The sequence below is a fragment of the Polymorphospora sp. A560 genome (assembly GCF_045781765.1).
GTDB lineage: Bacteria > Actinomycetota > Actinomycetes > Mycobacteriales > Micromonosporaceae > Polymorphospora > Polymorphospora lycopeni.
In genome coordinates this window covers 4921260-4946243 of sequence record NZ_CP122282.1, presented here as the reverse complement: position 1 = coordinate 4946243, position 24984 = coordinate 4921260, and the positions used below count along the sequence as shown (strand labels likewise).

Annotated in this window: 23 protein-coding genes; 14 read left to right on the top strand and 9 right to left on the bottom strand. The window is 71.3% G+C overall.

The window, feature by feature from the left end:
• Positions 1–58: 58 nt before the first annotated feature.
• The 4 genes from QCD66_RS22020 to QCD66_RS22005 are packed head-to-tail and all read left to right on the top strand — an operon-like array spanning position 59 to position 3990.
• Positions 59–868, top strand: a complete 810-nt coding sequence (locus tag QCD66_RS22020; RefSeq protein WP_364207611.1) for a cupin-like domain-containing protein — start codon at positions 59–61, stop codon at positions 866–868.
• On the top strand, positions 865–2118 hold the full coding sequence (locus QCD66_RS22015; protein ID WP_364207300.1) for an aminotransferase class I/II-fold pyridoxal phosphate-dependent enzyme: 1254 nt from the start codon (positions 865–867) through the stop codon (positions 2116–2118). Before QCD66_RS22020 ends, QCD66_RS22015 begins: the two co-directional genes overlap by 4 nt.
• Before the next feature lie 58 nt (positions 2119–2176).
• Positions 2177–3037: an aldolase/citrate lyase family protein gene (locus tag QCD66_RS22010; protein WP_364207298.1), complete on the top strand. Its 861-nt coding sequence runs from the start codon at positions 2177–2179 to the stop codon at positions 3035–3037.
• A complete protein-coding gene (locus QCD66_RS22005) occupies positions 3034–3990 on the top strand; it encodes an ornithine cyclodeaminase family protein (protein WP_375732755.1) in 957 nt (318 codons plus the stop codon). Before QCD66_RS22010 ends, QCD66_RS22005 begins: the two co-directional genes overlap by 4 nt.
• A 3-nt stretch (positions 3991–3993) precedes the next feature.
• On the opposite strand, the gene QCD66_RS22000 is transcribed toward QCD66_RS22005, so the two are convergent.
• Positions 3994–4485 carry a MaoC family dehydratase gene (locus tag QCD66_RS22000; RefSeq protein ID WP_364207294.1) on the bottom strand — a complete coding sequence of 164 codons (492 nt, stop codon included), beginning with the start codon at positions 4483–4485 and terminating at the stop codon, positions 3994–3996.
• Between the two features lie 150 nt (positions 4486–4635).
• Here QCD66_RS22000 and QCD66_RS21995 point away from each other — a divergent pair, with 150 nt between their 5' ends.
• The gene (locus QCD66_RS21995) at positions 4636–5997 is read left to right on the top strand and encodes a hypothetical protein (RefSeq protein WP_375732756.1); all 1362 of its coding nucleotides are present in this window, start codon (positions 4636–4638) and stop codon (positions 5995–5997) included.
• 10 nt (positions 5998–6007) lie between these two features.
• Here QCD66_RS21995 and QCD66_RS21990 read toward each other — a convergent pair whose 3' ends face one another.
• From QCD66_RS21990 to mltG, 7 genes are all read right to left on the bottom strand, one after another.
• The gene (locus QCD66_RS21990) at positions 6008–6766 is read right to left on the bottom strand and encodes a DUF4184 family protein (RefSeq protein ID WP_375732757.1); all 759 of its coding nucleotides are present in this window, start codon (positions 6764–6766) and stop codon (positions 6008–6010) included.
• Between the two features lie 182 nt (positions 6767–6948).
• A complete protein-coding gene (locus tag QCD66_RS21985) occupies positions 6949–7488 on the bottom strand; it encodes a DUF1349 domain-containing protein (protein ID WP_364207288.1) in 540 nt (179 codons plus the stop codon).
• Between the two features lie 127 nt (positions 7489–7615).
• A complete protein-coding gene (locus QCD66_RS21980; RefSeq protein ID WP_375732758.1) occupies positions 7616–8800 on the bottom strand; it encodes a HEAT repeat domain-containing protein in 1185 nt (394 codons plus the stop codon).
• A 46-nt stretch (positions 8801–8846) separates the two neighbouring features.
• Positions 8847–9794, bottom strand: coding sequence for a helix-turn-helix domain-containing protein (locus tag QCD66_RS21975; RefSeq protein ID WP_375732759.1), 948 nt, complete (start codon positions 9792–9794; stop codon positions 8847–8849).
• 561 nt (positions 9795–10355) lie between these two features.
• Positions 10356–10643 (bottom strand): hypothetical protein, encoded by a 288-nt coding sequence (locus QCD66_RS21970; RefSeq protein WP_375732760.1) that lies wholly within the window; start codon positions 10641–10643, stop codon positions 10356–10358.
• A 211-nt stretch (positions 10644–10854) separates the two neighbouring features.
• Complete coding sequence (locus QCD66_RS21965) at positions 10855–11625, bottom strand: cutinase family protein (RefSeq protein ID WP_364207280.1); 771 nt, start codon at positions 11623–11625, stop codon at positions 10855–10857.
• Positions 11626–11996: 371 nt separating this feature from the next.
• Complete coding sequence (gene mltG / locus QCD66_RS21960; RefSeq protein WP_375732761.1) at positions 11997–13142, bottom strand: endolytic transglycosylase MltG; 1146 nt, start codon at positions 13140–13142, stop codon at positions 11997–11999.
• A gap of 163 nt (positions 13143–13305) precedes the next feature.
• Here mltG and QCD66_RS21955 point away from each other — a divergent pair, with 163 nt between their 5' ends.
• Positions 13306–13917, top strand: a complete 612-nt coding sequence (locus QCD66_RS21955) for a M23 family metallopeptidase (protein ID WP_375732762.1) — start codon at positions 13306–13308, stop codon at positions 13915–13917.
• A gap of 40 nt (positions 13918–13957) precedes the next feature.
• Here QCD66_RS21955 and QCD66_RS21950 read toward each other — a convergent pair whose 3' ends face one another.
• Positions 13958–14629, bottom strand: a complete 672-nt coding sequence (locus QCD66_RS21950) for an NADPH-dependent F420 reductase (protein ID WP_364207274.1) — start codon at positions 14627–14629, stop codon at positions 13958–13960.
• Positions 14630–14972: 343 nt separating this feature from the next.
• On the opposite strand from QCD66_RS21950, the gene araB reads away from it, so the two are divergent.
• The 8 genes from araB (at position 14973) to QCD66_RS21910 (ending at position 24981) form a co-directional block, all read left to right on the top strand.
• Positions 14973–16655, top strand: a complete 1683-nt coding sequence (araB, locus tag QCD66_RS21945; protein ID WP_375732763.1) for a ribulokinase — start codon at positions 14973–14975, stop codon at positions 16653–16655.
• Positions 16652–17344 carry an L-ribulose-5-phosphate 4-epimerase gene (locus QCD66_RS21940; protein ID WP_357536927.1) on the top strand — a complete coding sequence of 231 codons (693 nt, stop codon included), beginning with the start codon at positions 16652–16654 and terminating at the stop codon, positions 17342–17344. The genes araB and QCD66_RS21940 overlap by 4 nt, the downstream gene beginning before the upstream one ends.
• Positions 17345–17479: 135 nt before the next feature.
• Positions 17480–18481 carry an ABC transporter substrate-binding protein gene (locus QCD66_RS21935; protein WP_407566762.1) on the top strand — a complete coding sequence of 334 codons (1002 nt, stop codon included), beginning with the start codon at positions 17480–17482 and terminating at the stop codon, positions 18479–18481.
• A gap of 112 nt (positions 18482–18593) precedes the next feature.
• The gene (locus QCD66_RS21930) at positions 18594–20135 is read left to right on the top strand and encodes a sugar ABC transporter ATP-binding protein (RefSeq protein WP_375732765.1); all 1542 of its coding nucleotides are present in this window, start codon (positions 18594–18596) and stop codon (positions 20133–20135) included.
• The gene (locus QCD66_RS21925) at positions 20132–21199 is read left to right on the top strand and encodes an ABC transporter permease (RefSeq protein WP_375732766.1); all 1068 of its coding nucleotides are present in this window, start codon (positions 20132–20134) and stop codon (positions 21197–21199) included. Before QCD66_RS21930 ends, QCD66_RS21925 begins: the two co-directional genes overlap by 4 nt.
• Positions 21196–22185, top strand: coding sequence for a galactofuranose ABC transporter, permease protein YjfF (yjfF, locus tag QCD66_RS21920; RefSeq protein ID WP_357536936.1), 990 nt, complete (start codon positions 21196–21198; stop codon positions 22183–22185). The genes QCD66_RS21925 and yjfF overlap by 4 nt, the downstream gene beginning before the upstream one ends.
• Before the next feature lie 26 nt (positions 22186–22211).
• Entirely contained in the window at positions 22212–23714 is a 1503-nt protein-coding gene (gene araA, locus QCD66_RS21915) for an L-arabinose isomerase (RefSeq protein ID WP_375732767.1), read from the top strand.
• Positions 23715–23994: 280 nt separating this feature from the next.
• Entirely contained in the window at positions 23995–24981 is a 987-nt protein-coding gene (locus QCD66_RS21910) for a LacI family DNA-binding transcriptional regulator (protein WP_364207260.1), read from the top strand.
• The last annotated feature ends 3 nt before the right edge of the window (positions 24982–24984 follow it).

Below are 24984 nucleotides of genomic sequence, written 5' to 3'. Positions count from 1 at the left end.
AGGCAACATGGAGAAATCGGATGCGGTAGCCGGGACGGCGGGAGTGCCGGTCACCCGGATGTCGTTCGACGAGTTCAACGCCGCCGGCCCCGGCGGCCTGTTCCGGGCCGATGTCCCGGTGGTGATCAAGCTGCCGGACAGCGTCCAGGGGCTGGGCCGCGAGGGGGTGGCGCAGCGGCTGGGCAACATGCTGGTCACCCTCTTCACCGAGCCGAGCGACAAGAACCACCCCGGACGCTGGGAGACCCGCGACATCCGGCTGCGCGAGTTCTTCGCCGACGAGACGTACATGACCAGCCCGGACACCTGGCACCGGATCGTGTCGAACATCCGCAACAGCCCCGCCGACGTCAACGCCGTCATCGGGTTCGACGCCGAGAAGTTCTTCGGGTACGGCCGCTCGCTGTACGCGGCCAACCTGTGGATCAGCCACCGCGGCGTGTTCACCAAAAGTCACTTCGACGAGTTCGAGAACTTCAACATCGCGCTTGAGGGCCGCAAGCGGTTCATCATCGCCCCGCCCGGCTCCCGGGAGTACTACCCGCGGTCGGTGCTGCGCGGCTTCGGCGACAAGTCGCAGGTGTTCGACATGGACAACGTCGACACGCAGCGCTACCCGAGGCTGGTGCCCAAGCTCGCGCAGCGCCGCGACCTGATCCTGGAGGCCGGCGAGATGCTCTACCTGCCGCTGGGCTGGTGGCACCAGGCCGAGTCGCTGGACGAGGTCAACGTCAACGTCAACTTCTGGCTGAAGTCGGCGAAGATCTTCCGCCGGCCGCACGTGCTCGGCGTGGCGCTCTACACCTACGCGTACCGCAAGCTCACGCGCGTCTACCACTACAAGCCCACCGAGGTGCAGTCGTCATGAGCGAGCGCAAGACCATCACGCCCGCCCACCGGTACCGCAACAACGACAAGCTCGTCGGGATCGGGAACATGTTCTGGAACATGAGCGAGGAGCACGGGGTCGCCGGGATCGTCGGCGACCTGAACGACGGTGTGCTGCGTACCGCCGACGGGCACGAGTTCGTCAACTTCACCGTCTGCTCCTACCTGGACCTGGACACCCATCCGAAGGTCATCGACGGGGCGGTCGCCTCCCTGCGGCGCTTCGGCGTGCTGGACCACTGCATCCCGCGTACCCGGGTCCAGACACCGGTGCTGCTCGAACTGGAGGACTCGCTGGGCGAACTGTTCGGCGCCGAGGTCGTCACCGCGATCTCGACGGCGGCGGCCAGCACCGGTCTGCTGCCGCTGATCTCGTCGGGGCACCTCGGCAACGGTGTGCGGCCCCTGATGGTCTTCGACAAGAACGCCCACGTGTCGCTGGCCAACGCCAAGCCGGCCTGCGCCGACGAGACCGAGGTCGTCACCAGCCGCCACCACGACCTCGACTTCCTCGAGGACATGTGCCGCACCTACGAACGCGTCTGCTACGTCGTCGACGGGTCGGACAGCCTCGGCGGCTACGCCCCGGTCCGGGAACTGGCCGAGCTGCAGGACAAATACAACATGATGGTCTTCTACGACGACTCGCACTCGCTGTCGGCGTACGGGGAGCGGGGCATCGGCTACGTCCGCTCGCACTCGCCGGCGCTGGACCAGCGCACCGTCACCGTCGCGACGCTGAGCAAGGGCTTCGGGGCCGGCGGCACCGCGATCCTGATCGACGGTTATCCGAAGGAGACGCGGCGGATCATCGAACGCTTCGCCGGGCCGCTGGGCTACTCGCAGAAGATGAACGCCGCCGCGGTCGGGGCGGCGATGGCGTCCGCGGAGATCCACCGCACCGAGGAACTGACCGAGTTGCAGGAGCGGCTGTACGCCAACATCGCGCTGTTCGACTCGTTGCTGGCGACCGAACAGGCCGGCAGCACATACCCGATCCGGGTGGTGCCGATGAGCGACGAGACGGTGATCGAGGCGGCGCAGCGGGTCTTCGCGGCCGGCTTCTACGTCTCGCCGGTCTTCTTCCCGATCGTCGCCCGTGGCACGGCAGGGCTGAGGGCGATGCTGCGGGCCGGCCAGACCGAGGAGCAGATCCGGCAGCTGTGCGCGGTGCTCGTCGAGGCCGGCGCCCGGCCGGCCGCCGCCCGGCCCGAGCCGGTGGCGCCATGACCGAGCGCAACAGATCCAGTGTTGGTCATGGGTCCGCCGAGCGGAGCGAGGTGGGCGCATGACCGAGCGCAGTGAGGTGGGGATTCCGCGGAGCATCCTCTACACCCCGGCGCTGTCGCTGGACCGGGTCGTCAAGGCGTGGAACTACGACGCCGACGTCCATCTGATCGACCTGGAGGACTCGGTGCCGCCGGCGGAGAAGCCGGCCGCGCGCACCGTGTGCCGGGACGCGCTGGAGAAGGCGCCCAAGCCGGCGAACATCGCGGTTCGGATGAACGAACTGCGCGGTGTCGCGGCGGTGCAGGACCTGGTCATGCTCACCGAGTCCCGGGTACGGCCCGGGATCGTCATGATGACGATGGTGACCGACGCGGCCGAGATCGAGGTGGTCCGCCGGATCCTGGCGTCGGCGGACGCGCACCCGGAGATCTACGTGACGGTCGAGACCGTGGAGGCGGTCGTCGACATCGACCCGATCGCGCGGGCGGCGGACGGCCTGGTTCTCGGCTCGGCCGACCTGGCCGCCACCCTCGGCGTCGGGATCACCTGGGAGGCGATGCTCGCCGCCCGGCAGGCGATGGCGCTGGCCTGTGCCCGCTACGGCATCGCGTGCATCGACACCGCCAACTTCCGGCTCACCGAGCCGGCGGTCCTGGCCGAGGAGACCGCCCGGATCCGGACCCTCGGCTTCCACGGCAAGGCGACGGTGCATCCCAGCGAACTCGCCGTCATCAACCAGGCGCTGCGGCCGAATCCCGACGACCTGCGCCTGGCCCGCCGGGTGACCCAGGCCGTCGGGGCGGCGGGCGGCGGGATCGCCGTACTCGACGGGAACATGGTCGGCCCGCCGTTCGCCCGTATGGCCCGCGACACCGTGGCCCGTGGCGACGCGTGGACCGCCCGGTTCGGTGCCGGATGACCGGCCCGGTGACGGTCACCGCGGCCGGCATGGCGGGCAGCCGCCGCCTGATCCGGGTGATCGACACACTGGGGGAGATGTTCGTCGACCTGGCCGCCGGCCGGACCCGGTCCCCGGCCCGGACGGTGCTCGAGCACGGTCCGCAGCGGGTGCTCCTGGTCAGCCCCGCGATCTGGGAGCAGCGCGGTGTCGGCAGCGTCAAGATCACAACGCTGACCCCGGACAACCCGGAGCGCGGGCTGCCGCTGATCCACGGCGTCGTCGCGTTGACCGACCTGACCACCGGGCAGATCACCGCACTGCTGGACGGTGCCGAGTTGACCGCGATCCGCACCGGCGCGGTCGCCGCCCTGGCGACCCGCTGGTGCACCGCCGACGACGCCGACGATCTCGCCGTCATCGGTGCCGGGGTGCAGGCCCGCTCGCTGGTCCGCGCGGTCGCGGCGGTGCGTCGCATCCGTGCCGTGCGGATCTTTTCCCGGACCCGGTCCCGGGCCGAGGAGTTCGCCGACGAGGTCCGCGACACCGCACCCCATCCGGTCCGGGTCGAGGTCTGCGACACGGCCCGGGCCGCCGTCCGGGACGCGCCGATCATCTGTACGGCGACGTCGACCAGTGCCGACAGACCCGTGCTGGCGGCGGACTGGGTGGCGTCCGGGGCGCACGTGAACGTCATCGGCGGCACGCATCCGGACGCGATCGAGGTCGAACCCGCCCTCCTCGCCGACGCGGTCGTCGTCGTCGAGGACCGGACCGCGGCCCGTGACGGCGCCGGTGAGGTGCGGGCGGCCCTGGCCGCCGGGCTGATCCGTCCCGACGACCTGTGCGAGTTGGGTGCGCTGGTGACCGGCGAGGTCCGGGCCGGTGGCCGGACCTCGGTCCTGCGCACCGTCGGGATGGCGATCGAGGACACCGCCGCCGCGGTGGCGCTGCACGAGGCGGCCGGCGGATAGGGCTCAGGAGTGGTCGCGGCGGCGGACCATGAACGACCGTTCGAAGACGATGACGGTCTCACCGGTGGATTTCTCGCCGGTCGTCTCGACCGTGACGATGCCCAGACCGGGCCGCGACCCGCTCAGCCGCTTGTGCAGGATCCGGCTGGTCGCGTAAAGGGTGTCGCCGACGAACACCGGGTCGCGCAGCCGGACCTTGTCCCAGCCGAGGTTCGCCACCGCCCGCGCCGACAGCGCCTGCACCGTCATCCCGCCGACCAGACACAGCGTGATCCCGCTGTTGACCAGGACGCGGCCGTAGTCGGTGCCGCTGCCGTAGTGCTCGTCGAAGTGCAGCGGATGCTGGTTCATGGTCAGCAGGGTCAGCCAGGTGTTGTCGGTCTCGGAGATGGTGCGGCCCGGCCAGTGCCGGATCACCATGCCGGGCTCGAAGTCCTCGTAGTCGCCGCCGTGTTCCTCGCGGTATTCGTTGCCTCCCACATGACGCAGCGTCATGCACACACCTCCGGGTTCCCGCGTCGACGCGGCCCACGCCACATGAATGCTAGTCTATTGATCTTATCGTCCTGGATGGATCAGGCTCGTTCTGAACGGATCCGCTCGCCGGGCCGACCGGCCCCGCACACAGCCTCCGGGGAGCGTCACATGGCCACGTTCGACGACGCGCGCGCTACCCGGCCGGCCGGGCACCCGTGGTTCGGCAGCCACCGGCTGACCCCGGCCGCGCCGGCCGACACGATCCGCCGGATGCTGCGCCACGAACTGCGCGACACCGGCTGGCCCTACCAGCGGGTCCTGCCCGCCGCGCCGATGGCCATCCCGCGCGCCTCGTACGCCGAGGTGTTCCGGGCGTCCACCGCGCTGCTCGACCTGCTGCGCCGTACCGCCCTGGAAACCGCGCCCACCACCGAAGGCAGGCTCGCCGCCTACCGGATGCCGCCCACCGAGGACCGGCTGTGGATGTCCGACCCGTTCGTCGAGGAACGGTACGCCGACAGCGTCGTACGGCCGGACCTCGTCGTCGGCCCCGACGGGCCACGGATCCTGGAGTTCAACGTCAGCGGCGCGCTCGGCGGCGTACTCGAGACGCACTCCCGCATCGAGGTGTGGCGCCGCCTGCACGCCGACGAACAGGGGCGCGTCCCCTACGGCTCCCCGGACCCGTTCGCCGTACGCGCCGACATGTTCCGGTCGCTGTGCGCCGAACTGGGGGTCGCGCCGCGGGTCGCCGTCGCCGGCAGTGCCCGCGTGCACGGCGTCGAGAGCCGCTATTTCCAGGTCGAGGCCGAACACTTCAACAGCCACGGGCTGACCGCGCGGTTCTTCGAGCCAGAGGAGCTGGTCGAGGCGTGGGACTGTGCGCCGCATCTGCGCTATCCCGTCGGGCTGCGTAACCTCACCATCCCGGACTGGCTCGACGCCGGCCTCGACACCTCCCCGGTCCAGGACGCGCTCGACCACGGCTGCCTGCTGGTCGGCACCCAGACGTCGACGTTCCTGCACAGCAAGCTGACCCTCGGCCTGCTGTCGGAGGGCCGGCCCTGGATGACCACGGCCGAGCGGACCCTCGTCGACAGATACCTGCCGTGGACCCGGGTTCTCACCGACCGCGGCACCACCCGCGACGGCCGCGACGTCGACCTGCTCCCGTACGTGGTGAAGCACCGGGAGGAGTTGGTGCTCAAGGCCGGCCTGGGGGAGAGCGGCAAGCAGGTCGTCCTCGGGCGCGACGTCGACCAGGCGGCGTGGGAGGCCGCCGTCGACGCGGCGGCCGACGGCACCAGCATCGTGCAGGAGTTCGTGGTGCCGCAGACGTGCCGGGTCACGCTGATCGCCGACGACGCGGACGAGCCGTACGACGCCGAGGTCGCCCCGGTGCTCGGGCCGCTGCTGTTCGGCGGCCGCCCCGCCGGCCTGTTCTGCCGGTTCTACGGCGACGGCTCGGCCGGGATCGTCAGTGTCCGGGCGGGCACCAGCAGTTCCGACAACTGCGTGGTGGCGGTCTGACCCGGTCGGGTCAGCGCGGGGCCGGGCCGTCGCGTCGGGCCAGCACGGCGTAGCCGGCGGCCAGGACGATGACGGCCGCCAGTCCGGCGCCGCCGCCGTTGGTGACGGCCAGGAACACCATTCGCCGCGGTGTCGCGTCCTCGGTGAGGGCCAGGGCGGCTCCGATGACAGTGGTGAGCCCGATGGCCGTCCAGGCCGCCGCCACGAGCATCCGGCCGGCCGGCGGCCGCTGCCCGGTCGCGTTCCGGGGCGGTGCCGTACGCCACCACCGGAACAGCCAGATCGCCACGGCGACGGCACCGGCCACCGTGCTGGCGTACTGCGCCCAGCGGTAGCCGGCCATCCCGAGGTGCGGCTCGGCCAGCCAGCCGATGTGGGTGGCCCCCCACATCCCGTCGTGGGTGAACGAGTCCCACAGCACGTGGGTCGCCGCGCCGGCCGCCAGCGAGACGACAAGCATCGGCGCGAGGCGGACCGGCCGGGGCCGGGGCGTCGCGGGCCGGACCAGGCGCTCGCGCAACCGGGCCGGTGAGATCGCGGTCAGGAAGCGAGCGAGCAGGCCGTGCCACAGGGCGAATGCCAGCAGACCCAGCAGCACGTCGACGCCGAGGACGCCGGCGACCGAGTGGGTCAGCGTCGCCGACACCGGCAGCGGCAGGTAGTAGGGCAGGTCGGGAACCATGCTCCCGACCACCAGGGCGGACGGCACCAGCCACGCCACCCGCGCCAGCGGCAGCACGGCCGCGATGTGACTACCCGTGAACGGCACGCCATCTTCCCGTTCGTCGACGACGGTCTAGCGCCGGGACCTCGCGAAGGCGATCAGACCCGCCGCGACGGCGACCACGACGACAAGACACAACAGCGCGAGTACGTGCACCGGCCTGATCGCTCCCACGCGCGGACCCTAGCAACGCGACGGGCGTGCCGGCCAGCCCGCGTACCGGGTGGTCAGGAGCCGTCGCGGGGGTCGGTGAGGGTCGACGAGGTCACCGCGACGTCGGTGAAGGAGGTGGTCAGCCCGTCACCGGTCGGGGACTGGCTGCTCACCCCGACCCGGTGACCGTCGACCGGGCCGAGCGTGAAGAGGCGGGCCAGCGACCAGCGGACCCCGTCCGCGGAGTGGTGGAAGGTGTAGACCTCGCCGACGCGGGAGACCCGCAGCCAGGTCTCGCCCGGCACCGGGACGGCGACGCCGTTCGCGTCGTCGGAGACACCACGGGTGACTACGGTGACGATGGTGTCCGCGCCCTCCGGGGAGCGTTCCAGGGCCAGCTTCGCCCACGTGTCCGGGCCACCGTGCACGAAGAGCGCCCCGGCGTCGAAGGTGGCCCGAAGCTGCGCTCGTACGCGTGCCCTCAGTTGGAAGTCCCCGTCCGGCGCGACCAGGCGCAGCGGTGCGCTGGCGGTCGCGGCCCCGGTGGCGGGATCGATGAACCAGTCGGTGCCGGCGTCCGCGCTGAGCGGTCCGGTCAGGCTTTCGATGTCCACGTCCATCTCCTCGGTATGGCCGTGCTGGCGGAGTTCCCGGACCGCCGGGATCCGAGGGGCTGCACGGCAGGATCGAGTATCGACGGCTGACGCTCCAGCGTCCAGAGTGGACGAAGTGGGCGGCGGCTCATCGGTCGGCGGGGCCGGCCAGGTGCTCCAGTTGGTTACCGGCGATCCGGCGTACGGTCTGGTCCGGGTCGTCGGTGTAGCGGTGGAGGATGTCCGCGGCGGCGTCGGGCGCGAGGTGCCGGACGGCGAGCGCGACCCGCTGCCGGACCGCCGGGTCCGGGTCGTTCGCCAGCCCGACCACGAGCGTGGCCAGGTGTGGCGATCGCTTGCCGGCACCGGCGAGCCCGCCGACGGTGGCCGCCCGCACCGCCGGCTCGCCGTCCTCCGCCAGGGTCGTCAGCGCGGGGATGACGCGCGGATCGGAGTCGACGGCCTTCGCGAGCGCGACGGCGGCCCGGGCCCGTACCTCCGGGTCGAGGTGGGCGGCGAGCGCCAACAGCGGGTCGACCGCGGCCGGCCCGCCGACCGAGCCGAGGGCGTTCCGGGCGGTGTCGCGGACGTGCCGGTCGGGGTCGCGGTGCAGCCGAAGCAGCGCGGGCGTCGCCTCGGCGCTGCCGATCTGCCCGAGGGCGTACGCGACCAGGGACCGTACCCGTGGTTCCCCGGCGGTGGCGAGCGCGGCCAGCGGGGCGACGGCGTCGACCCGGCCGGTGCCGCCGAGCCGGCTGATCGCCGATGTCCGGACCTGCTCGTCAGCGTCCCGGAGCGCGAGCACGAGAGTGCGGAACGCCCGGTCGTCGCCGGCGGGATCGTGGATCGAGCCGATCGCCATGGACCTGACCCGCGGGTCGGGGTCGGTCGCGGCGGCGGCCAGCAGTTCGGTGTCCCGCGCGTCGGTCAGGAAGCCGAGCGCCCACAGCCCCTCGCGACGCAGCTCGGCGGTGTCCGCCCCGGCGAACTCGAGCCCCGTCCGGCGGGCGGTGTCCGGATCGCCGTGCAGAAGGTCGATGATCTCGGTGCGCAGGCCGTCCTGGTCGTCGCCGAGGTCGCGGCCGGCGGCGCGCAGGAGGACCGGGAGCGCGGCGCCGCCCTGGATGCCGGCGAGGATGCCGGCGACCAGGTCACGGCCGTAGAAGTTCCTTTCGTCGAGGAACCGGTCGAGGGCTTCGTGCAACAGGGGTACGAGAGTGGTGTCCCCGGACTCGGTCAGCGCGGTGACGGTCGGCTCGATGTCGTCGTAGTCGGCCTCCAGGTCGACCGCATGCCGGACCACGGCTGCCAACGACGCACGCCTGTCGATCATCCGGGCAGCCTGCCACAGCCGACCGTCGGTGTCTCGCCCGATCCGGTCAGTCGGTGCGCGCGCGGGTGAAGGTCTGGCGGTAGGCGGCCGGCGGTACGCCGAGCTGATCGCTGAAGTGGCGGCGCAGCGTGGTGGCGGTGCCCATCTCGGTGCGGGCGGCGATCTGCTCGACGCTGAGGTCGGAGGTTTCCAGCAGTTCCTGGGCGCGGCGGATCCGTTGTGTGTGCAGCCAGCGCAGCGGGCTCGTCCCGGTGACGGCGGTGAAGTGCCGGGTCAGGTTGCGGGGGCTCATCCCGGCCTGCCGGGCGAGTTCGCGTACGGTCGTCGGCCGGTCCAGGCGGGCCAGGGCCCAGGTCATCAGGTCGGCGAGGACGTGGTCGCGGCCGTGGGCGACCGCCGCGGGAATGTACTGCGCCTGTCCGCCGGGCCGGTGCGGGGGCACGACCAGGGTGCGGGCCAGGGCGTTGGCGACCGCCGTGCCGTGGTCGCGCCGGACCAGGTGCAGGCACAGGTCCATGCCGGCGGCCTTGCCCGCCGAGGTGAGCACGTCGCCGTCGTCGATGTAGAGGACGTCCGGATCGACCCGTACGACCGGGTACCGGTCGCGCATCAGGGTGGTGTGGGCCCAGTGGGTGGTCGCCGGCCGGCCGTCGAGCAGGCCGGCCTCGGCGAGGACGAAGGCGCCGGTGCACAGCGACGCGATCCGCGCGCCGGCCTCGTGCGCGGCGCGGACGGCGGCGACGAGGGTCGGCGGCGGCGGTTCGGCGGCGTCGCGGCACGACGGGACGATCACGGTGTCGGCCTCGACCAGGGCGTCCAGGCCGCGCCGGATGCCTGCGTTCAGCCAGCCGCCGACCCGGGCGCCGTCGTCGCCGCAGATCAGGAGGTCGTACCAGGGGTCGGCGAGCCCACGGTCGATGCCGAAGACCTCGCAGGCCGCGGCGAGTTCGAACAGCGGTGTTCCGTCGGTAACGGCCAGTGCCACCCGGTGCATGTCCGAAACTGTACGGGGCGTGGCGTTACGGACACTCGTGCCCGGGCCCGGTCGACGCGAGGCTCGGTGGGTGAGCAGACACATCGCGGTGCCGGGCGCTACCGGCCGTACCGGGCGGTTCGTTCTCGCCGAGCTTCGCCGGCGGGGACTGACACCGATTCCCTGTGACCGAACCACAGATCTCGACGTGGCGCTGCGACGCGCCGACGCGGTGATCAACTGTGCCGGGCCGTTCGCGGCCACCGCCGAACCCGTCATCGCGGCCGCGGTCCGGGCCGGCATCCCGTACCTCGACGTCACCGCCGAGATCGAGGTCGTCACCGACACGTTCGCCCGCCACGCCGGGGCCGCCGTCCCGATCGTGCCCGCGGTCGCGTTCTACGGCGGTCTCGGCGACCTCCTGGCCACCGCCGCGATCGGCGACGCCCGCGCCGCCGAGGAGATCGTCGTCGCGTACGCGTTGAGCAGTTGGCGCCCCACCGCCGGAACGCGGGCGACCGGGGTGGTGTCGGCGCAGCGCCGTGGTGGCCGCCGCGTCGTGTACGAGGGCGGCCGGCTGGACTACCGCGACGGCGCCGCGCCCCGGACCACGTACGAGTTCACGACCGGGGTACGGCCGGTGGTCGGCGAGTTCACGATGGCCGACAGCGCCACGATCCCCACCCACGTCGACGTGGCGCGCATCGAGACGTACATGACGTCGAACGCGGTCGACGACCTGCGTGCCGACGACCCGTCGGGGCCGGTGGCCGTCGACGCGAGTGGCCGGTCGGCGCAGACGTTCCACGTCGAGGTCGTCGCGCGTACCGGTGGGGTGGCGCGGCGGGCGACCGCGGTGGGCCGTGACATCTACGCGGTGACCGCGCCACTGGTGGTCGAGGCGGCCGTACGGATCCTGGCGGGGGAGGGTGCCGCGCCCGGGGTGGCGTCGGCCGGTGCGCGGTTCGACCCGGACGACTTCCTCGGCTCGCTCGATTCGCACGCCCTGACTTTCGGACCGGCGGGAGACGGTCTGACGGCCCTCAGGTCCGGATCTGTTCGACGAGCGCGAGGAGTGTGCTCAGAGCTTGGAGAGGACGAAGCTCTGCGCCGCGGTCTGGACGGCCGACGTCTGGTACCTGGTGCCGTGGACGTCGTTGGGGTCGCTGATGTTCTGGCACCACCTGTCGCCGGCGTAGCAGTAGGAGCGGAGGCGGCTGTTGAACTCGCTCAGCACACCCACGGCTCGCGGCCAGGTGCCGTTTCTCGTGCCGGTGCCGGCGTTGAAGGGCTCGCCCGCGCGGTAGGTGGGGTCGCCGAAGAAGACGACCGCCGCGATGCGGTTCCGGTACGTCGCGGCGATCCGGTTGCCCGAGTCGCTGGCGAGCGCGTCACCGATGACGTGCGCGCCCTGCGAGTATCCGACCAGGACGAACCGGGTGCTCGACGAGCAGGTGGTGCCCAGCGAGGTGACCAGGTTCTTCAGGTTCGTCGTGCCCTGCCCCTGGCTGATCGGGTAGATCGGTGCGATGGCCTTCGCCGGATACTTCAGTCCGGTGCGGCGCGCCGTCAGCGAGGTCCCGGTGACCACGCTGGAGGTCAGGTTGAGCCGGCTGCCGAAGCCGCCGGTGGCGTAGTCGTACGACCCTCCGCCGGAGCCCGCGGCCTCGTCGGTGCCCCGGACGCCGATGACGATGACCCGGGGGCAGGTCGCCGACGAACTGACCGCCTGGGCCGGCACCGCGACGGCGGTGCCGGCTGCCACGCTGGCCAGCGCCATCCCGGCCGCGGTCGCGACCCGGCGCAGCCCGGTGGTGGACGGTCGGCGGCCCGCTTGACGTGATTGCCGCATCGGCAGCCTCCTATGGACGGAGTGGGGCCGCCAGGATGACACGGCAATTCAGGTGTCGCCAGACTTGACTTTCGGTCGATGAAAGGGTGCCGGCACAGTGGACTCGTCAGCCGCCCGACCGGGCGGCCGGTCCGGCGTGACGGTGCGGGGCCGGCCCGGCTCGCACCGGGACTCGTTCCGGTGTCAGCGCCCGCGTCGCCGGCCCTGGTGGAACCGGTGGTCGCGGTGGATCAGCGCGACGATGCTGGCGCGGTCGTCGGGGCGACCCTCCTCGCCACCCGGTGGTCCCCGCGCCAACTTCTACCACACCCGGGGGCGACCGGCGCCGGGACGACCCTCCACAAGGGATCACATCGGGTTGCCGGACCGGGTCACAGGACGCCGTTCTCGCGGGCGATGGCCTCGTTCTTCAGATGGTCGGAGTAGTTGTCGGCGAAGGCCGAGCGGCCGCTCTTGTCGATCGCGACGAAGAAGGTCCAGTCGCCCGGTGGCGGGTCCATCGCGCCTTCCAGTGCCAGCTTGCCCGGGTTGTTGATCGGGGTCGGGACCAGGCCACGCAGCTTGCGGCTGTACGGGTTGTCGACGCCGAGCAGTTCGTCCCGGGTCATCTCGGCGGAGGTCTTGGTCGGTTTGCCGGTGACCTCCAGCCAGTAGTTGACCGTGACGTCCATCTCCAGGCAGCCGCAGGGGAAGTCGCCGTAGGCCCGGTTGTAGGCGACCCGGGCGACCTTGCCGAGGTCCTCGGTGGTCCCCGCCTCGGCCTGGGCGAGCGAGGCGACGATCAGTGCCTCGTACGGGGAGATGCCGCCGCGTTCGGCCTCGACCCGTTCGGCGAACCGCATCTCGCCGGTGACGGTGAGGAAGTTCTGCACCATCATCTTCAGGATGCCCTCGGCGGTCACGTCCTCGCCGAGTTCGTAGGTGTCCGGGTAGAGGAACCCCTCCACCGAGCGGGTCACCTTCTTGCCGTCGTTGCGGGTGAACCACGAGTCCGGTACGCCCAGGGCGACCGGGTCCTCCGCCGCCTTCCGGAAGTCCTCCACCGGCAGTCCGGTTTCCTTGGCGAGCAGGTCCAGGGTCTGTTTGGTACTGCGGCCGTCGGGGACGGTCACCCCGTTGAGGATCTTGTTGTCGAGGTCCAGCAGCATCGCCAGCGCCGCCTCGGCCCTCATCTCCCTGCGCAGCGTGTAGCGGCCGGGCTGGATGCCCTGGCTGCGCGGGTCGTCGCGGGCGGCGTTCACGAACGCCTTGGCGCTCTTGACCACGCCGGCGTCGACCAGGGTGCCGGCGATCTGGGCGGCGCTCTCGCCGGCACGTACCTCGACGGTCACCTCGCCGGTGCCGTCGCCGCTGTGGTCCGGGGCGGCGAAGAACATGTTGAAGCCGAACCAGCCGACCCCGCCGACGAGGACCACGGCGACCACCAGGGCGACGATCATCTTGCCCGGACCGCCGGGACGGCGATGCCGGCCCTTCCCGGTCCGTTCGTCGTACGCGAGGTCCAGGTCATCGATCATGTACGTCCGCCTCCGCTTCGCGGTGAACCAGCGCGGCAGGGTATCCCCGGCCGGTGAACGCCCGATGGCGCCCACCCCGGACATTCCGCCGGGACAGCGTACGAGAGGAAAATACCGCCCCATCCACCACCGCACCTTGCCGGTGTCTGCCATGCTCGGAGCGGTGACGACCGGTCGCCCAGGCAGATTTCGCCCCCGCCGGGGCCGCCTTCTTCTCCTACTTCTCGCGCTCGGCGCCGTCCTCGCCGTCGCCGTCGCCGTGCCGCTGCTACGGCCGGGGCCGCGACCGCACTTCCAGCTTCCGGTGGCGTGTGGAGAGCTGTGGCAGCTCGGTACCTACCCCGGCCACGACGACTACGACGTCGACCTGTTCCCCATGGAGGGGGAGGCGTGGGGGCGACCGGTGCTCGCGTCGTACGCCGGCCGGGTCACCGCGGCGGGCGTCAACGGGACGCTGGGCGGCCGTACGCCGCAGGATCCGCAGGGGCCGCGGGGCCGTGGCGGCGGTTACTGGGTGAAGATCGACCACGGTGGCCGGTGGGAGACGCAGTATCTCCACCTGCTCGAACCGCCGCTGGTCGAGGTCGGTCAGCGGGTCGCCCGGGGTGAGCAGATCGGGCTGGTCGGCAGCACCGGCAACTCGGGCGCGCCGCACCTGCACTACGAGCAGCGCCGGGGCTGGCAGAAGGTCGAGACGTACTTCGACGGGGCGCCGTCCGGCATCACCCACGACGACAGCGAATACACGGTCACCCGGACGAGCAACAACTGCTGACGGCGGCGGCCGCCCGGGTTTGGGCGGCCGCCGCCGCGGGTCAGGCCCGGGTGGCCGCCGCCACCGCGTCGCGGATCGTCCGGGCGTCGGCGGGGGTGCCCGACGGGTCGTCGAAGGCGCCGTACGGGGTGACGTAGACCGGGGTGTCCCGCTGGGTGCGCCAGTTCTCGGCGAGCGGCCCGATGTCGACGGTGTCGAAGCCGATGCTGTCGAGGAACTCGGCAACCGCCCGCTTCGCGGCCGGGTCGTCACCGGCGACTGGCAGCGCCGTGCGGTCGGCCGCGCCCGCCGGGCGGGCCAGCGACGCCAGGTGCGCGAAGAAGATGTTGTTGAAGCCCTTGACCACCAGGGCGTCGGTGAGGTGCCGCGCAAGCAGTTCGCCGGTGGTGGTGGAGCCGTCCTCGAGTTCGGCGATCCGGCCGTCCCGCTCGGGGTAGTAGTTGTTGGTGTCGACGACCACCTTGCCGGCCAGCGGTCCGGCCGGGACGTCCCGGTATGCCTTCAGGGGCACGGTGACGACCACGATGTCGCCGGCCTCGGCCGCCTCGGCAGGAGTGCCGGCACGGGCCTTCGGGCCGAGTTCGTCGACGAGTTCCGCGAGCGTCTCGGGGCCGCGCGAGTTGCTGAGCACCACGTCGTGGCCGGCGGCGACCGCCAGCCGGGCGAGCGTGCCGCCGATGTGTCCACTGCCGATGAGTCCGATTGTCGTCATGCCCGTGCGAACCCCGCCGTCGGGCGCCGGGATTCCGGGGCGGCATCGGCTGTGACCGATGGCACAGGGGGTCGGCTGTCGCCGTATCCGGGCGTTGCCCGGGTCTGTGATCGCTAACATAGCGGCTACCGGGCGGTCGGGCAAGCCCTCGGATTCGTCCGTCGGCGGTCGCGCGGCTGGGCTCCCATTTCCTACCGGCCAGTTGGCAGCCGTTTGGTCTCGGTGTCCGACGCGGTGGCGCAAGCATCTTCCGGTCTCCGTTACGGAGATGTTGCCGGAAGGTGTCTTGACCCCATCGTTGTGAGCGCTAACACTGAGCTTCGTCTACGGGTTGGAGATGGACATGAGCGATGTGGACGCGCCGGGCGACCGGTATGTCGTCGGTGTCGACTACGGCACCCTGTCGGGACGCGCGCTGGTGGTCCGGGTCGGCGACGGCGCCGAGATGGGCACCGCCGTTTACGAGTACCCCCGAGGCGTCATGGAGGCCGCCCTTCCGGACGGCGGACGGCCCCTGCCACCGGACTGGGCACTACAGGACCCGGCGGACTACGTCGGCGTACTGCGGCACGCCGTACCGGCGGCCCTGGCCGACGCCGGGGTGGATCCGGCCCGTGTGATCGGCATCGGCACCGACTTCACCGCCTGCACGGTGCTGCCGACACTCGCCGACGGCACCCCGCTGTGCGAGGTCCCCGAGCTGCGCGACCGCCCGCACTCCTGGGTCAAGCTCTGGAAGCACCACGCCGCCCAACCGCACGCCGACCGGATCAACGCGCTGGCCCACGAGCGGGGCGAGCCCTGGATCAACCGGTACGGCGGCAAGATCTCGGCCGAGTGGCAGTTCGCCAAGGGACTCCAGATCCTCGACGAGGACCCGGAGGTCTACCGGCGCGCCGAGCGCTTCGTCGAGGCCGCCGACTGGATCATCTGGCAGCTCTGCGGCACCGAGACCCGCAACATCTGCACCGCCGGCTACAAGGGCATCCGGCAGGACGGCCGGTACCCGTCGGCCGAATACCTGGCGGCGCTCGACCCCGGCTTCGTCGACTTCGTGGGCAAGCTGGACGGCCCGCTGATGGCGATGGGCGAGCGGGCCGGCTCGCTCACCGCGCGGGCCGCGGCGTGGACCGGGCTGCCGGAGGGGATCGCGGTCGCCGTCGGCAACGTCGACGCCCACGTCACCGCGGCCTCCGCCCAGGCCCTGGAGCCGGGGCACCTGGTCGCCATCATGGGCACCTCGACCTGTCACGTCGTCAACGGCACCGGCCTCGGCGAGGTCCCCGGCATGTGCGGCGTGGTCGAGGGCGGGCTGAGCCCCGGCATGTGGGGCTACGAGGCCGGGCAGAGCGGTGTCGGGGACATCTTCGGCTGGTTCGTCGAGCACGCCGCCCCCGCCGGGGTGGCCTCGCACGAGCGGCTGTCGGAACTCGCGGCGGCCCAGCCGGTCGGGGCCCACGGCCTGGTCGCCCTCGACTGGTGGAACGGCAACCGTTCCCTGTTGGTCAACCACGATCTCAGCGGCCTCATCGTCGGGATGACGCTGGCCACCCGCCCGCAGGACGTCTACCGGGCGCTGCTGGAGTCGACGGCGTACGGGACCCGCATGATCATCGAAGCGTTCGCCGACGCCGGAGTGCCGGTACGGGAACTGGTGATGGCCGGCGGCCTGACCGCCAACCCGCTGCTGATGCAGATCTACGCCGACGTCACCGACCGGCCGCTGAGCATCATCGGCTCGGCCCAGGGCCCCGCGCTCGGCTCGGCGATCCACGCCGCGGTGGCCGCCGGCGCCTACCCGGACGTCTACGCCGCGTCGAAGGCGATGGGCCGGGTGCACCGCAACGTCTACCGGCCGCAGGCCGACCACGTGCGGGCGTACGACGCCCTCTACGCCGAGTACCGGCTGCTGCACGACCACTTCGGTCGCGGCGCCAACGACGTCATGTCCCGGCTGAGGGCGATCCGTAACGCCGCCGCCGACGGGGCGGCACCGGCCACGACCCCCCAGGAGGTGGCGGTATGAGCGTCCAGTCAGGACAGCAGATCGCGCGGCTGCGGGAGACGGTCGCCAGGCTGCACGCCGAGCTCACCCGGTACGGGCTGGTCGCCTGGACCGCCGGCAACGTCTCCGCCCGGGTACCGGGCCGGGACCTCATGGTCATCAAACCGAGCGGCGTCGACTACGACGACCTCTCCGCCGACAACATGGTCGTCTGCGACCTCGACGGCGCCGTCGTCGAAGGCGACCACTCCCCGTCCAGCGACACCGCCGCCCACGCCTACGTCTACCGGGCCATGCCGGAGGTCGGCGGGGTCGTCCACACCCACAGCACGTACGCCACCGCGTGGGCCGCCCGTGGCGAGGCGATTCCCTGTCACCTGACCGCGCAGGCCGACGAGTTCGGCGGGGAGATACCGATCGGGCCGTTCGCGCTGATCGGCGGCGACGACATCGGCAAGGGCATCGTCTCGACCCTCACCGGACACCGTTCGCCGGCCGTGCTCATGCGCAACCACGGCGTCTTCACCATCGGCCGGGACGCCCGCGCGGCCGTCAAGGCCGCGGTGATGTGCGAGGACGTCGCCCGTACGGCGCACCTGGCCCGCGCGCTCGGGCAGCCGGTGCCGATCGATCCGGCCGACGTCGACGCCCTCTACGACCGCTACCAGAACGTCTACGGCCAACGCCCGGTGTCGCCGACGAACACCTAGCCGGGCGACACCCACGGCTCGGCCGGCGCACCGTCTCGCGGTGCGGCTGCGACCACACCTGAACCGCACCAGCCCGTGCATCCCCCCGGGTCCACGCACGGACAGGTGTATCCACCACCCCCGGAAGGAGATCCGATGAGAGGCACGAAGAGGTTCCGACTGGCCCGCCCCATCGCCGCGGCGCTCGGCGCCGTACTGCTCGTCGGCGGCCTGGCCGCCTGCGGCAACAGCGACACCGGCGGCGACGGCGGTGACGACGGCAAGCTCGTCCTGGGCTTCTCCCAGGTCGGCGCGGAGAGCGGCTGGCGTACGGCGAACACCACCTCGGTCAAGGAGGCGGCCGCCGCCGCGGGCATCGAGCTGAAGTTCGACGACGCCCAGCAGAAGCAGGAGAACCAGATCAAGGCCATCCGCAACTTCATCCAGCAGAAGGTCGACGTGATCGCCTTCTCGCCGGTGGTGGAGTCCGGCTGGGACACCGTGCTCAAGGAGGCGAGGGACGCCGACATCCCGGTCATCCTGACCGACCGCGCCGTCGACTCGGCCGACAAGACGCTGTACAAGACCTTCCTCGGTTCGGACTTCGTCAAGGAAGGCCGGCTTTCCGGCGAGTGGCTGATCGAGGACAAGAAGGACGCGACCGGCGACGTCAACATCGTCGAGTTGCAGGGCACGACCGGGTCGGCGCCGGCCAACGACCGCAAGAAGGGTTTCGCCGAGGCGATCGCGGCCGACCCCAAGCTGAAGATCGTCGCGTCGCAGTCGGGTGACTTCACCCGGGCCGGCGGCAAGCAGGTCATGGAGCAGTTCCTCAAGGCCAACCCGAAGATCGACGTGCTGTTCGCGCACAACGACGACATGGGCCTGGGTGCGCTGGAGGCGATCACCGCCGCCGGCAAGGTGCCCGGCAAGGACATCACCATCATCACCATCGACGCCGTACGCGACGGCATGCAGGCCCTGGCGGACGGCAAGTTCAACTTCATCGCCGAGTGCAGCCCGCTGCTCGGCCCACAGCTGATGGACCTGGCCAAGAAGGTCCACGCCGGTGAGACGGTGCCGCCTCGGATCGAGACCGAGGAGACCACCTTCACGCAGGAGCAGGCCAAGGAAGCCCTGCCCAACCGCAAGTACTGACCGGGGTCCGGGACCGCCGCCCGCTTCGGCGGCGGTCCCGGCGCCGCCCGGCCCCGACCGGCCGGGCGTACGGCCCCTCCGCACCGGCACAACCAGAAGAGGATCTGATGGGATGACGGATAGCCGTCCGGTCCTGACGATGACCGGGATCAGCAAGACCTTCCCCGGGGTACGCGCACTCCAAGACGTCGACTTCCGGCTCTTCCCGGGCGAGGTACACGCCCTGATGGGCGAGAACGGCGCCGGCAAGTCGACCCTGATCAAGGTGTTGACCGGCGTCTACGGCATCGACGAGGGCACCATCACCCTCGACGGGGAGCAGGTGGCCTTCAGCGGTCCGATGCGGGCGACCGCGGCCGGGGTCAGCACCGTCTACCAGGAGGTCAACCTCTGCACCAACCTGTCGGTCGCGGAGAACATCTTCATCGGCCGGGAACCCCGCCGCTTCGGCGCCGTCCGCTGGGCTGAGGTCCGCCGTCGCGCCCGGGCCCTGCTCGCCCGCCTGGAGATCGACATCGACGTCACCGCGCCGCTGGGGACGTACTCGCTGGCCGTGCAGCAGATGGTCGCGATCGCCCGGGCGATCGACGTACAGGCGCGGGTGCTGATCCTGGACGAACCGACGTCCAGCCTGGACGCCGGCGAGGTCGCGCAACTGTTCCGCATCATGCGCCAGTTGCGGGACGAGGGCATCGCCCTGCTGTTCGTGACCCACTTCCTCGACCAGGTCTACGGCATCGCCGACCGCATCACCGTGCTGCGCAACGGCCGGCTGGTCGGCGAGTATCCGACCGCGGAACTGCCGCAGCTCACCCTGGTCGAGAAGATGATCGGCAAGGAGCTCGACGTCCTCGAACGGCTGGAGGAACAGCCGCGCCCCGACGTGGCCGCGCTGGAGAGCGGGACTCCGTTCGTGGAGGTGGTCGACCTCGGCCGCAAGGGCGCGGTCGAGCCGTTCAGCCTCACCATCCACGCCGGCGAGGTGGTCGGCCTGGCCGGCCTGCTCGGCTCCGGTCGCACCGAGGCGGCGCGGCTGCTGTTCGGCGCCGACCGCGCCGACCACGGCCACGCCTCCGTCAGCGGCCGGCGGGCGGCGCTGCGCAACCCCGTCCAGGCCATCGGCCACGGCATCGGATTCTGCTCGGAGAACCGCCGCGCGGAGGGCATCATCGCCGACCTGTCGGTCCGCGAGAACATGATCCTCGCGATGCAGGCCGCGCGCGGCTGGCTCCGGCCGATCCCGCGCCGTCGCCAGGACGAGCTGGTCGACAAGTACGTCCGGGCGTTGAGCATCCGGCCGGCCGATCCGGACATGCCGGTACGCAACCTGTCCGGCGGCAACCAGCAGAAGGTGCTTTTGGCCCGGTGGCTGATCACCGAGCCCCGGCTGCTGATCCTCGACGAACCCACCCGGGGCATCGACATCGGCGCGAAGGCCGAGATCCAGAAGCTGGTGGTGCAGCTCTCCGACGGCGGCATGGCCGTGCTGTTCATCTCCGCCGAACTGGAGGAGGTGCTGCGGCTGAGCCACAAGGTCGTGGTCATGCGCGACCGGGAGATGGTCGCCCAGCTCACCAACGACGACACCGTCGACGCCGACCGCGTCATGCAGACCATCGCCAGCGGATCCGAGCGGGAGGAGGCGACCCGATGAACGACGTACGCAGCCGCTACCGGGCGCTGATCGGTCACCGGCTCTTCTGGCCGGCCGCCGTACTCGTGCTCATGCTGGCCGCCAACACGATCTACCGTCCCGGGTTCCTCGCGATCGAGGTCAAGGACGGCCACCTCTACGGGACCCCGATCGACATCCTGCGGTTGAGCGCGCCCCTGATCCTCGTCGCGCTGGGCATGACCCTGGTCATCTCGACCGGCGGCATCGACCTGTCCGTCGGTTCGCTCTGTGCCATCAGCGGCGCCGTCGCCTGCGTCTACATCAGCGGCCAGCCCGACCAGAACAGTCTCGCCACCGTCCTGACCGCGCTGGCCCTGGCGTTCGGGGTCGCGCTGGCGCTCGGTGCGTGGAACGGAGTCCTGGTCGCCGTCATCGGCATCCAACCGATCATCGCCACCCTGATCCTGATGGTGGCCGGCCGGGGCCTCGCGCAGCTGATCACCGAGGGCCAGATCGTCACGGTCAACTCCGGGCACTACCGGGCGATCGGGCTCGGTCACCTCCTCACCCTGCCGCTGGCGATCTTCATCGCGCTGGCGGCGGCCCTGCTGGTGGCGGTGATCACCCGCCGTACCGCACTGGGCATGATCATCGAGTCGGTCGGCGGCAACGCCGAGGCCAGCCGCCTCGCCGGCATCCGCTCCGGCCGGATCATCTTCCTGGTGTACGTGATCAGCGCCGGCTGCGCGGCGGTGGCCGGGTTCATGATGACGGCCAACGTCTCCAGCGCCGACGGCAACGCCGCCGGCCTCTGGGTCGAACTCGACGCGATCCTGGCCGTCGTCATCGGCGGCACCGCGCTGGCCGGCGGCCGGTTCTTCCTCAGCGGGACGATCCTCGGCGCGCTGATCATCCAGACCCTGACCACGTCGGTGTACGCCATGAACATCTCGCCGCAGACCGCCCTGCTGTTCAAGGCGGTCGTCGTCATCGCCGTCTGCCTCGTCCAGGCCCCGGCGTTCCGCGCGAAGTTCACCCGCCGTCGCAACACCCCGCCCCGGCCGACGGCCCCGCAGCGGCAGAAGGAGCAGGTGCCGGCATGACCAGTTCGACCCTGACCACCGGCCGCCCGCGGCCCCGGCTGCCCCGCCGGCACATCCCGGTCCTGGCCACCCTGGCCCTGCTCCTGGTCATGTACGGCATCGGCGTGTCCCAGTACCGGGCCTTCTCCAACGTCCAGGTCGTCTTCAACATCTTCATCGACAACGGGTTCCTGCTCGTCGTCGCGGTCGGGATGACCTTCGTGATCCTCACCGGCGGCATCGACCTGTCGGTCGGCTCGGTCGTGGCGATGACGGCGATGGTCTCGGCGTGGCTGCTCGAGGGTGGCCTGCCCGCGCTGCCGGTGCTGCTGATCGCGCTCCTCATCGGACCGACGCTGGGCTTCCTGATGGGCTGCGCCATCCACTACTTCGAGATCCAGCCGTTCATCGTCACCCTCGCCGGGATGTTCTTCGCCCGGGGCATGTGCACCTTCATCAGCGACCGGTCGATCCCGATCACCGACGGCTTCTGGACCACGATGTCCCAGCAGCGTATCGGCGACCCGCGTGGCAACTTCGTGTCGATCAGCGTGCTCATCGCGTTCGTCGTCGTGCTCGTCGCGGCCTGGGTCCTGGCCTACACCCGCTTCGGCCGCAACGTCCACGCGATCGGCGGCAACCCGCAGTCGGCCCTGCTGATGGGGCTGCCGGTCGGCCGTACCCGGATCGCCGTCTACACCATCAGCGGCCTGTGCTCGGCGATCGGCGGCATCCTGCTGTCGTTCTACACCCTGTCCGGCGCGCCGCTGATCGCCGTCGGCATGGAACTCGACGTGATCGCGGCTGTCGTCATCGGCGGCACCGTCCTGACCGGTGGGTCGGGTTACGTCTTCGGCACCGTGCTCGGGGTGCTGGTCCTGGGCGTGATCCAGACCCTGATCACCTTCGACGGCAGCCTCAACTCCTGGTGGACCAAGATCGTGATCGGCGGTCTGCTCTTCGCCTTCATCCTCCTGCAACGCCTCATCGGCATCCGCTTCAAATGATCGCCCCACTCGCGGAAGGCAACCCCATGGCACCCCACCCTGAACCCGAGGTCTGGTTTCTCACCGGCAGCCAGGCCATGTACGGCGAGGACACCCTGCGCCAGGTCGCCGACCAGTCCCGGCAGATCGCCGCGCTGCTCGACGACTCGCCGGACATCCCCGCCCGCGTGGTCTGGAAGCCGGTCCTGACGACCAGCGCCGACATCCTGCGGGTCTGCCGGGACGCCGCCGTACAGGGGGCGGTCGGGGTCATCGCCTGGATGCACACCTTCTCGCCGGCCAAGATGTGGATCGGCGGCCTCGACGCGTTGCAGACACCACTGCTGCACCTGCACACCCAGGCCAACGTCCTGCTGCCGTGGGACGAGATCGACATGGACTTCATGAACCTGAACCAGGCCGCCCACGGCGACCGCGAGTTCGGATTCATCCAGACCCGACTCGGCGTCGCCCGCAAGACCGTCGCCGGACACGTCACCGACCCGCGCGTCGCCACCCGCGTCGGCGCCTGGACGCGGGCGGCACTCGGCTGGTCGGCGATGCGCAGCCTGCGGCTGGCCCGGTTCGGCGACAACATGCGCGACGTCGCCGTGACCGAGGGCGACAAGGTCGAGGCCGAACTGCGCTTCGGCGTCTCCGTCAACACGTACGGCGTCAACGACCTGGTCCAGGTCGTCGGCGAGGTCACCGAGGCGCAGGTCGACGACCTCGTCAAGGAGTACGACGACACCTACCGCGTGGTCGCCGCGCTGCGCCCCGGCGGCGACCGCCACGACTCCCTGCGCTACGCCGCCCGGCTCGAGATCGGCCTGCGGACCTTCCTCGACGCCGGCGGGTTCAAGGCGTTCACCACCAACTTCGAAGACCTCGGCGGACTGCGCCAACTGCCCGGCATCGCCGTGCAACGGCTGATGGCCGACGGCTACGGCTTCGGCGGCGAGGGGGACTGGAAGACCTCCGTCCTGGTCCACACCCTCAAGGCGATGTCGGCCGGCGTCCAGGGCGGCACCTCGTTCATGGAGGACTACACCTACGACCTCACCCCCGGCGAAGAGTTGATCCTCGGCGCCCACATGCTCGAGGTGTGCCCCACCATCGCGGCGGGCGTACCGGACGTGGAGATCCACCCGCTCAGCATCGGCGGCCGGGAGGACCCGGTCCGGCTCGTCTTCGACGCGGCACCCGGCCCGGCGGTGGTGCTCGGCCTGGCCGACATGGGGGAGCGGTTCCGACTGGTGGCCAACGAGGTCGACGTCGTCGCGCCGCCACAGCCGCTGCGCCGCCTGCCGGTGGCCCGCGCCGTCTGGCGGCCCCGCCCGCACCTGCCCGGCTCGGCCGAGGCGTGGATCACCGCCGGCGCCCCGCACCACACCGTGCTGTCCCAGGCGGTGGGGGTCGAAGAACTGACGGACCTCGCCGAGATGAGCCGCACCGAACTGGTCGTCATCGACGCGAACACCGACCCCCGCCGGTTCGCCGACGAGATCCGCTGGAACCAGGCCTACTACCGGCTCGCCCGGGGCTTCTGACCGGGCTGTGACGGAGGTGTCCTCGTCCATGCCCGAGGCGCCTCCGTCGCGTCTCCGGGCCCGGCCGTCCCGGGCCCGGACGCGCCGAACGGACGACGTGCTTTCCGTTGCGGCGGAGGCGGTTGCCGTAGACTACGGTGATCGCTATCCACCCGGACGATGAGCGCTGAAGTGGACACCGCGAGAGGGGTTTCGGTTCTCGGGTCGCTCCGGACATCGTGGACGGAGCCACGACGACCGACGGGCAGGCGGGGAGTGGATGGCCGTGCGTGATCCTGCGATGACGGACGTGGCTCGCCTCGCCGGAGTCTCCCACCAGACGGTGTCCCGGGTGCTCAACGGCCACCCCAACGTCCGCGAGCAGACCCGGCTGCGCGTCCAGGCCGCGATCGCCGAGATCGGCTACCGGCCCAACCCGGCGGCCCGCGCGCTCGTCACCGGCCGCTCCCAGGTGATCGGCGTGGTCGCCCAGAACACCACCCTCTACGGCCCGGCCTCGCTGCTCGCCGCACTCGAACAGGAGGCCGCCGAGGCCGGCTTCGCCGTCAGCGTGGGCAGCGTACGCAATCTCGACCACCGGTCGATCTCCGCCGTGGTCGAGCGGCACCTCGCCCACCGGGTCGCCGGCATCGTCCTGATCGCCCCGGTGGAGTCGGCCGGTGAGGCACTCGAACGGCTGCCCAAGGACATTCCGCTGGTCACCATCGACGGGGACCCCAACCGGCCGGTGCCGCTGGTGACGGTCGACCAGGTGGCCGGTGCCCGGCAGGCCACCCGGCATCTGCTCGACGCCGGGCACCGCACCGTCTGGCACGTGTCCGGGCCGTCCGACTGGTTCGACAGCGTCGGGCGCATCGAGGGCTGGCGGGATGCCCTGCACGCCGCCGGGGCCGAGGTGCCACCGCTGATCGCGGCGGACTGGTCCGCGGCGGCCGGTTACCGGTGCGGGCAGATGCTGGCGCGGATGCCGGAGGTCACCGCGGTCTTCACCGCCAACGACCACCTGGCCCTCGGCGTACTGCGGGCGCTGCACGAGCACGGCCGCCGCGTGCCGCACGAGATCAGCGTGGTCGGCTTCGACGACGTGCCGGAGGCCGCATACTTCATCCCACCGCTGACCACCGTCCGGCCGGACTTCGGCGCGGTGGCCCGGGCGAGCATCGGGTTGCTGCTGACCCAGATCGAGTCCGACAACGGTGGGGCGCTGCGCCAGACCATCGCGCCGACCCTGGTCGCCCGCGACAGCGTCGCCCCGCCACCCGGCTGAGCC

Bases quoted from the DNA above. Each gene is read 5' to 3' on its own strand.
- mltG (WP_375732761.1), bottom strand. From the start codon at position 13,142: ATGATCGATGACCTGGACCTCGCGTACGACGAACGGACCGGGAAGGGC.
- QCD66_RS21995 (WP_375732756.1), top strand. From the start codon at position 4,636: ATGGCCACGTTCGACGACGCGCGCGCTACCCGGCCGGCCGGGCACCCG.
- araB (WP_375732763.1), top strand. From the start codon at position 14,973: ATGAGCGATGTGGACGCGCCGGGCGACCGGTATGTCGTCGGTGTCGAC.
- QCD66_RS22010 (WP_364207298.1), top strand. From the start codon at position 2,177: ATGACCGAGCGCAGTGAGGTGGGGATTCCGCGGAGCATCCTCTACACC.
- QCD66_RS21935 (WP_407566762.1), top strand. From the start codon at position 17,480: ATGAGAGGCACGAAGAGGTTCCGACTGGCCCGCCCCATCGCCGCGGCG.
- QCD66_RS21980 (WP_375732758.1), bottom strand. From the start codon at position 8,800: ATGATCGACAGGCGTGCGTCGTTGGCAGCCGTGGTCCGGCATGCGGTC.
- QCD66_RS21930 (WP_375732765.1), top strand. From the start codon at position 18,594: ATGACGGATAGCCGTCCGGTCCTGACGATGACCGGGATCAGCAAGACC.
- QCD66_RS22005 (WP_375732755.1), top strand. From the start codon at position 3,034: ATGACCGGCCCGGTGACGGTCACCGCGGCCGGCATGGCGGGCAGCCGC.
- QCD66_RS21910 (WP_364207260.1), top strand. From the start codon at position 23,995: ATGACGGACGTGGCTCGCCTCGCCGGAGTCTCCCACCAGACGGTGTCC.
- QCD66_RS21975 (WP_375732759.1), bottom strand. From the start codon at position 9,794: ATGCACCGGGTGGCACTGGCCGTTACCGACGGAACACCGCTGTTCGAA.
- QCD66_RS22015 (WP_364207300.1), top strand. From the start codon at position 865: ATGAGCGAGCGCAAGACCATCACGCCCGCCCACCGGTACCGCAACAAC.
- QCD66_RS21940 (WP_357536927.1), top strand. From the start codon at position 16,652: ATGAGCGTCCAGTCAGGACAGCAGATCGCGCGGCTGCGGGAGACGGTC.
- QCD66_RS22020 (WP_364207611.1), top strand. From the start codon at position 59: ATGTCGTTCGACGAGTTCAACGCCGCCGGCCCCGGCGGCCTGTTCCGG.
- araA (WP_375732767.1), top strand. From the start codon at position 22,212: ATGGCACCCCACCCTGAACCCGAGGTCTGGTTTCTCACCGGCAGCCAG.
- QCD66_RS21925 (WP_375732766.1), top strand. From the start codon at position 20,132: ATGAACGACGTACGCAGCCGCTACCGGGCGCTGATCGGTCACCGGCTC.
- QCD66_RS21950 (WP_364207274.1), bottom strand. From the start codon at position 14,629: ATGACGACAATCGGACTCATCGGCAGTGGACACATCGGCGGCACGCTC.
- QCD66_RS21965 (WP_364207280.1), bottom strand. From the start codon at position 11,625: ATGCGGCAATCACGTCAAGCGGGCCGCCGACCGTCCACCACCGGGCTG.
- yjfF (WP_357536936.1), top strand. From the start codon at position 21,196: ATGACCAGTTCGACCCTGACCACCGGCCGCCCGCGGCCCCGGCTGCCC.
- QCD66_RS21970 (WP_375732760.1), bottom strand. From the start codon at position 10,643: ATGTCACGGCCCACCGCGGTCGCCCGCCGCGCCACCCCACCGGTACGC.
- QCD66_RS22000 (WP_364207294.1), bottom strand. From the start codon at position 4,485: ATGACGCTGCGTCATGTGGGAGGCAACGAATACCGCGAGGAACACGGC.